Source organism: Pontibacterium sp., from assembly GCF_041587635.1.
Classification (GTDB): domain Bacteria; phylum Pseudomonadota; class Gammaproteobacteria; order Pseudomonadales; family Balneatricaceae; genus Pontibacterium.
Map to the genome: position 1 here is coordinate 1 of NZ_JBFGYC010000129.1, position 8127 is coordinate 8127.

An 8127-nucleotide genomic window follows, 5' to 3' on the forward strand; every position below is an offset into this window, starting at 1 on the left:
GATGAGAATTTTTATCATAGTTCGCTGCCGATACTGAATAGGAGTTTGGTTTTGGGTTCCGTTTGAACTGCCATGTTACCACCAATTTTTTCGATGCGTGACTGCATATTTTGCATGCCAGCATGATGCTGCTGCTTGTGCATTTTGCCCTGATCGCTGATTTCCAGCTGCACTTGGCCTTGCTGCTGACTGAGCTTTACCCAAGCCTTGCGTGTGTTGGCGTGACGCACACCACTCATCATTACTTGCCCCGTGGTGGAATCAACCAGTTCGTATTCAAACAGGAACGTTACGTCTTTATCACGTAACCCTAATGCCAATTCAGCGCCGGACAATACCAAGCGAATCGGGATCGCCTCGGTGATTTTCATATCCTGTAGCGATAAGTTAACGGACGTGATCGCCGGACGCAGTGTTAACACGCCCGCACCTGCTGACGCGCTTATCGGAATCCCGCTCACAGCAGCCTGCTGCCCCAATGCGTTATTAACTTTATGCCGTACTTCGTTGAGGACTTTGAGACTAACCTGATCATTGGGTGTTGGTTGAGGTGCAAAAACAACAGGCATCAGCTTCAACGCATGATATTTGGCAGGCCTGAACTCAGGTGAACGCCAACGCCACACCTGTGTTTCAGATACTACCGCTACAGGAGTTAACTGATCATAATTTGCCAAAAATCCGGTGGCTTGGGTTGGTTTAGTCGTAACCCCACCGCACGCGGCGAGCAGCGATGTGACCATCAGTGTCGTTGCCAATCTGAATACGCGCATAGACAGTAAATTCCTAGAGTGCGAGTTTGGCATCAGTGTAGCAGCGTCATTAATCCATGCGTGTTAAGAATTGCTAAGAAGTGTATCGAGAAAAGGTTTGTCACGGGGAGTCGAAAAAGGAAAGACCACCCCGGAGGGTGGCCCAAATGAGGTCGACAGAGATCAACCTGCTTCAGATTACTTCAGGCGTGCAAGACGCAAGTCTGAAGTGGACATGTCGCCGGTCAGCTGAATGCTGCCGATTTTTTCCAATGTATCCGAACGGTGCACGGAGATGTCACTGGACGTACCGCCGATGTACAACGTTTTACCATCGTTGGCCATGTTGATGTTGTAGTAGGTGTGGTCCATCGCCTGTACGTTGATGGTCTCACCCGTTTTCACATTGTGCTTCGATAGCTGATTGAAGGATCCGTACATAACATCTTTGTCATGCGGGTCAGTGATCCAGTTAAAGACGATGAATTCGAACGGCACTTTCTCAATGCTTTCAACATCACCTGTCTTCAGATCGATACGTACATGACCCCACAGGAAATCGGCTTTGGACTCGTCGCCCGGTGCACCATTCCAGCGGATAGTGAAGTACGGCATGATGAACTCACCCACGTGTTCACCTAAGGAGTGCATAGCAAATGCATCAGGCGGAACCCATTTATCAGGTGCCCGATCCCAGTTTTGCAACGCCTTGATCATGCGGGTTTTGCCATTCTGCGGATCAATGGCTTTCAGGTCACCACCACCCAGAATCACTTCGCCGTTATGCATCGCACCGATCTTAGTGATACGACGATCAACCGGGAAGGTACGTACAGGCTTCGCGTTCAGGCCATCATCCGTTTTGAATACCGCCAGACGCGGCTCCATGGTTTCGAAACGATCCGGCAGTTTACGTACCGGATTCTGAACGGTGTAAAGCTCTTTACCATCGGCACTGACGGCCATGGAGGTAATGCTTTTCACTTGTACATTATCGTAGGACTGCTTAACGGAGAATTTGATATCACAGTTGGTAATATCAAAACCGTATACGTCTTCCCACATATTGGTCATCACATACGCAACGCGGCCATCTGGTGACATGGCGATACCACCATTGCCGAACACACCCGGTACATCACAGGTACGAATCAACTTGTTGGTTTCTGTATCAACAATATGCAGCTCATTTGGACGCGTTACGGTCAGAATGTATTCGTGACCCCCCGCTTTCATTCCGTTAATCGTAGCTGGTGCTTCTGCAACGGTGTTGGCGTTGTTACACCCCGTCAGCAGTACAGATGCGCCAATGGCAGTGACAATCGCCGCCTGCTTAAACATCTTTGTCAGTTTCATCTGGCTATGCCTCCATCAGTCTTCAGGGAAGATGCTGTCAATTTTGCGCCAGTCTTCATTGGCCTTCGCAACATCCTGAGACCAGTCAGGGTGGCTGCTCATGGTGTCAGGCACCTGTGCTGGCCACCAGCACGCGTCCGCACAACCGTACAGATCTGATTCCATCGGCTGACAGAGGGAACCCAGTCCACCGAACGGGTCAACTTCCCAGCCCGGATCGTTAACTGAGGTACAGCCCACCACGGACTGCATCGCCACAACCTCTTCCACCTCACCCTGAGATGTCGCCTGGTCGAGCATTTTGGCTTTTTTATTGAACGATTTAAGGTGTTTCATTCAAGAACTCCTTCTAGGAGATACGTAAGCATCGAAGAACGCCGGGTTCTCGAGCATGATGCGCGAGTACGCCTCTACGCCGAAATCGACCCAGTCTCTGAGCAGATCGCAGTAATGGTAGGAAGGCGTCGCAGCATCGCCGTACTTCGCATAACTTTCGTGGTAACAACCACCGGAACAGATATTTCGGATGCGACAGGTTTCACAGCCCGTGTTGCTTCGATCAAGGCGTTGTTCGACAAACTCACCCAAACGAGTTTTGTCGATGCCCTGATCCACATCACCAAAGGTGGGTAACTCAGATCCGGTAAAGCGGTGACACAGGTTAACGCCACCCTGGGTATCAACCGCCAGCAAGCCCACACCCGCACCACATGGCAACTGTTTCTTGTTGCCTTCGTGCAGATCTGTCATCAGCTGATGCATGTTGCCGTAGCCCATGTTGCGGTGCTCCAGCGCAGCGTCCAGATACTCTTTACCGAGACGTTTCATCCCTGCGAACACTTCCACCATCTCCTCGGGGGTGAGGTTGAATGATGTAATATCGCCGGATGTCACGGGGCCAAAGCCTACTTCTGCGAAACCGAGTCCACTGAGATGATCAAAAATCGCTTCAACATCGGTGATACCCCGCGTCAGAGTTACACGGCAGCCCACCGGGCGCGCTGTGTAGCGGGATAACAACATATCGACTTTCTTTTTGACGACATCATAGGTTCCCTGACCGCCCACGGTGATCCGGTTTTTATCGTGCATCGCTTTCGGCCCATCCATAGAGACGGTGATTCCAAAGCGGTGTTCGTTAAACCAGTCCACCAGTTCTTCATTCAACATGGTGGCGTTGGTGGTCATGGTGAAGCTCACCTCTGACTCAAGTGCAGCAAAACGCTCTTCACAATACGCCACGACCTTTCGGATCAAAGGCATATTGGTGAGTGGTTCACCCCCAAAGAAGACGATGTTGTACTGACGCTGATTCGGAGATTCCTCCAGCAGCATCTCTACTGACTGAACCGCCGTCTCATAGGACATCTTGTCGCCCTCGGACGGGGTCGTCAGATCTTCCTTGTAGCAGTAGGTGCAACTCAGGTTGCAGCCGGTATTGGTGTTCAGAACAATCGTCGTCAACGGAAAGTTTTTCACTTTCTGTGGTTCGTGATTGATCTGCACAACACCACCGTCTGACAGTACACGCAGAGACTTCAGCTCCTCGATAGTGTCCATCACGTCGTGCGGCTGATAGCGACCATTAAAGCGATCACGGATCATCTGAGCGGTCACCCGTTCCTGCTCAGTAAACAGATCAATCAGCTCACGGCTCAGGCCATCCAACTCAAATAGGCTGCTGGTTGGCACGTGGAACATCATCTTGCGCGTATCTACGTCAACCAGATGCATGTTTGGCTTCACCAGGGATAAAGAACCCATATCTACCTCACCTGTTATTCTTATGTCGCTTGTCGCGAATTTGTCCGGAGGTTTACTGACCGATTACTGAAGAACCGGTTTTACAAAGGTCTGCACAGTGACCAGCAGGTGTGCTTCACCCTGTACGTTGTTGTTACCGTCATTAACGGTACCGACAACAGACAGATTGCCCACGTTGTTGGTCGACATTCTACGTTCAGGGTTCAGACCCGCATCACCCGGTGTAAAAACACCGTCGCGGCTGATCGTACCTGCGTATTTAATGTCATTGTCGTGCTGAGCGATCTCATCAAATGGCTTCAGAGACCAGGCGGCAGGCATGTAACCCAGACGCAGATCATCCTCGGTACCCGGTTTGCCATCAGCGCCCGCCGCGTAACCCACCGCGCGGTATGCAGACTTCAGCTTGGGAATCGGACCGCCGGCGCCACCGATACGTGCAATCGATTCAGACGGTGTGATTTCCACACGTGCAACCTGATCGTAAACCGCCAGTGCAGTTTTTGCGGACGTACGGCCAACCTTGACGTTGATCGCACCGACCTTCGCGGTCTTAGAGGCCTCTGCCAGAACCACAACGCGATTTGCATTACGAGACACGACTTTCAGCATTTTCACGCCGTTGCCCAGCTGCACATTGCCTTTGAGGTTGTTGCCGGAGATAGTGACCAGCTTGCGCTCGCCCTGTTTGATATACGACGGAGTGACCGCAGTAATAACGTTACCTTTGACGGCTTTAACGCTGCCACCAATGATCTCATCATCGCGCTCAAACATACGGCCTTCCAGCGCGGAACCATCGGCGGATGCCGCCAGAACCTGACGTACTTTAACGCCATCAATGGTCAGGCTCGCGCGCCACTCATAACCGGCATAAACAATCGCACGCCCTTCACCACTCAGCGGTGTGCCATCGGCATACTGGCCTTCAAGCGCAACGGTGTAATTATCCGCTGCGGTTTTGCTGACCCGCAGTGATGCGTCAAAGGTGCCTTTACCCGGCATATAACCGGTCATGGCCCAAGTACCGTTCAGTGACTTTTTGTTTACTTTCTGCCAGTTATTCCAGGCATCACTGTTGAACGGGTAATCTTTCGCTAGCTTAGGTGCCACATTGGTCAGCGCAATATCGAACCATGCGCGATCTCGTGCTCCGGCATGGAATTCAGCGGTTGGCTGCTGTCCCATATGGAAATGGATCAGGTGCTTCCATTCATCTTCTGTACGACGCTGCAGTGCGACACGTGCACCGGAATGACAACGAACACAGGTTTCCTGTACCAGTTGATCAAAAGACTCAACGACGTTCGGTTCCTTCTCCAGTAGGTATCGCACACCGTCTGTTTCTGACGGTGCCAGACCCTGTGTATCCGCCAGATGTTTCACCAGCGTGCGCTTCTCTTCCGGAGAGATCACCAAGCCGCGTTGCTGTTGCATGCGGCTAATAGTCATCATCCAGCCTTCAGGTGTTTTACGCTGTTCGCTGATACGTGAGAACGGGGTTGCCGATTCTCCCGTTTCGGTATGACACGACAAACAGCGATCGCGAATGATGCTCTCTGCATCTGCAGCCTGAGCTGGCATCGTCACTAAACCCGCAAGGGCCAGTGCACCAGTTCCCAGAAGTGCGCGCGTTGTCTTGTTATTATTCAAGGCCATCACTCCTTAATAGTTCGTGATTCTAGATTCGCACCGGTAACCGCCACAGCACAGTACTGAAAGCGATATGTTGAGCCTGACCCGCTGATGCAGGCCCAACTGGTGTGCTATCCAAAGTAACCGCATGGTGTAAATAAAATTCCGCGCTTTTGTTCGAAGATGTAGGCAGATGTATCAAGATGTAACAGGCAATCAAAATTGTAAAATAAGCCATTGTTTTGTTTGATATTCTGGAAACCACGGAGTAAATATAAGTACTGATAGCGGGCATCTTAGACAGAAATCGGGTGTTTCGCTCAGGTTTATGTAACGCTTATTCAATTTTGGATCAGTCACTATGGTTCCAGACAGCCCAACCAACGCCCACATCTTAATTGTTGAAGATGACTTTGCCTCCCGCTCCCTCCTTGTCAGCTACTTTGAACGTGAGGGTTACCGGATCAGTGAGACAGAACAAGCTGACGATCTCGTCAAGCGGGTAGAAGACGACAATGTAGATCTGGTGTTGCTGGATATTAATTTACCCGGCAAAGATGGCCTGACGCTGACACGGGAGCTGCGGGCTGCGTCTCGCGTGGGCATTATTCTGGTCACCAGTAAGGGCGATGAAATTGACCGCATCGTGGGATTAGAGCTGGGTGCTGACGATTACGTCACAAAACCCTTCAATCCACGTGAGCTGTTGGTGCGCGCAAAGAATTTGCTGTGGCGTGTACGCAGTCAGGATAAAGACCCACGGGAAAATGCCCGCCAGGTCGCAGTATGGAACTTCGAAGGCTGGTCACTGGATGGCAGCAAACGTCTGCTGACAGCATCTGATGAAACCAGTGAACGTTTGCCTGAAGGCGAGTTTAAGCTACTCCATGCATTGATCGCCCACCCTGGACAGGTCTTGTCACGGGATCAACTGATGGATGCTATACACGACCGTGAATGGACACCCAATGACCGCTCGGTTGATGTCCTGGTCGGCCGCTTGCGAAGAAAGCTACGTGATAACCCCGCCGACCCGCACTTTATACTCACCGCCCATGGGGCGGGTTATATGTTTGCCGGTGAGCTGGAGTAACTTTTGATGTCGACCCTGCCCGGCTACCGTATTACCAAGCATCTACATAAAGGCCGGCGCAGTAACGTCAGTCGAGCAATTCGTACGCAAGATGACACCTCGGTGGTGATCAAACAGCTGAATGCCTCGCAGGCAACGGGTGAAGAGATCGGCCTGTTCCAGCATGAGTATGAGCTGCTCTCTACGCTGGATATTCCTGGCGTCATACGACCCCTGACACAAATTCATACCGAGCAGAGTATCGCGACCGTTTTTGATGATCTCGGTGGCAGTTCGTTGCGTCAGGCACTTAACCGTGGTGAGCACCCTTGGTATGACTGGTTACCATTCGCGGTCAGCCTGGCAGAACTGATCGGCCGCATCCACAAAGCCCAGATTATTCATAAGCAGATCTCACCGGACAATATCATTATCGATGAAGCAGATCCGGCGAACGGGCTGCAGATCATCGACTTCACGCAGGCAACCCATCTTCAGCGCGAACAGGCCACCTGGAACTACAACCAGCTAGCGGAAGACACCCTGCCCTACATCGCGCCCGAGCAGACAGGACGCATCAACCGCGCCATCGACTACCGCACGGATTTTTATGGCTTAGGTGTCACCCTCTATGAATTAATGACGGGCCGACCGCCTTTTCGTGATGAAGACCGTATGGCACTCGTGCACAGTCATATAGCCAAACAACCTGATCCACCGCATCTGATCAATCGCGAGTTACCCGAAGTGGTCTCTCAGATCATCATAAAGTTACTGGCAAAGGATGCGTCCGAACGATACCAATCGATCTTTGGATTGATTCAGGACCTGAAAACCTGCGAAGAGGAGTGGCAGCGGAATAAGCGAATCGTAAGCTTTAGCATCGCTTCAGAAGATCGCTCAGAACGCTTCGAAATACCCCAACGACTCTATGGCCGCGCCGACATCATAAAACGGTTGCTGAGCAGTTATGACAGCACAACCCGCGGGCACCAGTCGCTGGTCATGATTTCGGGATATGCTGGCATCGGCAAATCCAGCCTCGTGCATGAGATCCGTCAGTATGTGAATGCCAAAGGCGGTAGCTTTGTCAGTGGCAAGTTCGATCAGTTTCGCCGCAACAGGCCCTATGCAGCGATCACCTTCGCCCTGCAAAGCCTGATCCGTCAGCTACTGACAGAATCGGAAAACAGCATTGCTCTGTGGCGTGCAAAGCTACTGGAAGCACTTGGCGACAACGCACAGGTGTTTATCCGTCTGATTCCTGAGCTGGAGTTGATTGTCGGAAAGCAACCCAACGCACCTAAGCTGGCGCTGACAGAGGAACAAAACCGCTTCTCCCGCTTATTTATGCGTCTGATTCAGACGCTGGCATCAGGAGAACGTCCATTAGTCCTGTTTCTGGACGATCTTCACTGGGCAGACGGTCCCAGCGACCGCCTCTTGGCGAAGGCGGCTCGCGCCAATGCCGATCATCCAATTCTCATCCTCGCCTTCTCGCGTCCCGAAGTTCTCGAAAGACTCGAGCCCGCCGCGGGACTCCGGGGC

General features: G+C 51.9%; 7 protein-coding genes. 2 read left to right on the forward strand and 5 right to left on the reverse strand.

Features of this window, described 5'->3' with window-relative positions; genetic code table 11:
- Positions 1 to 14: 14 nt before the first annotated feature.
- The 5 genes from ABYW01_RS08535 to peaA all read right to left on the reverse strand — a co-directional run bounded on the left by ABYW01_RS08535 (position 15) and on the right by peaA (position 5531).
- Positions 15 to 773 (reverse strand): DUF3313 family protein, encoded by a 759-nt coding sequence (locus ABYW01_RS08535; RefSeq protein WP_372832065.1) that lies wholly within the window; start codon positions 771 to 773, stop codon positions 15 to 17.
- A 177-nt stretch (positions 774 to 950) separates the two neighbouring features.
- Positions 951 to 2108 (reverse strand): quinohemoprotein amine dehydrogenase subunit beta, encoded by a 1158-nt coding sequence (gene peaD / locus ABYW01_RS08540; RefSeq protein ID WP_372832066.1) that lies wholly within the window; start codon positions 2106 to 2108, stop codon positions 951 to 953.
- 15 nt (positions 2109 to 2123) lie between these two features.
- Positions 2124 to 2444, reverse strand: a complete 321-nt coding sequence (qhpC, locus tag ABYW01_RS08545) for a quinohemoprotein amine dehydrogenase subunit gamma (protein WP_193955077.1) — start codon at positions 2442 to 2444, stop codon at positions 2124 to 2126.
- Positions 2445 to 3872 carry a quinohemoprotein amine dehydrogenase maturation protein gene (gene peaB / locus ABYW01_RS08550; RefSeq protein ID WP_372832068.1) on the reverse strand — a complete coding sequence of 476 codons (1428 nt, stop codon included), beginning with the start codon at positions 3870 to 3872 and terminating at the stop codon, positions 2445 to 2447.
- A 63-nt stretch (positions 3873 to 3935) separates the two neighbouring features.
- Positions 3936 to 5531, reverse strand: coding sequence for a quinohemoprotein amine dehydrogenase subunit alpha (gene peaA / locus ABYW01_RS08555; protein WP_372832070.1), 1596 nt, complete (start codon positions 5529 to 5531; stop codon positions 3936 to 3938).
- 337 nt (positions 5532 to 5868) lie between these two features.
- On the opposite strand from peaA, the gene ABYW01_RS08560 reads away from it, so the two are divergent.
- Together ABYW01_RS08560 and ABYW01_RS08565 are read left to right on the forward strand one after the other, a co-directional pair.
- A complete protein-coding gene (locus ABYW01_RS08560) occupies positions 5869 to 6600 on the forward strand; it encodes a response regulator (RefSeq protein ID WP_193955080.1) in 732 nt (243 codons plus the stop codon).
- 6 nt (positions 6601 to 6606) lie between these two features.
- On the forward strand, positions 6607 to 8127 hold a 1521-nt coding region (locus ABYW01_RS08565; protein WP_372832071.1), incomplete at its 3' end, for an AAA family ATPase.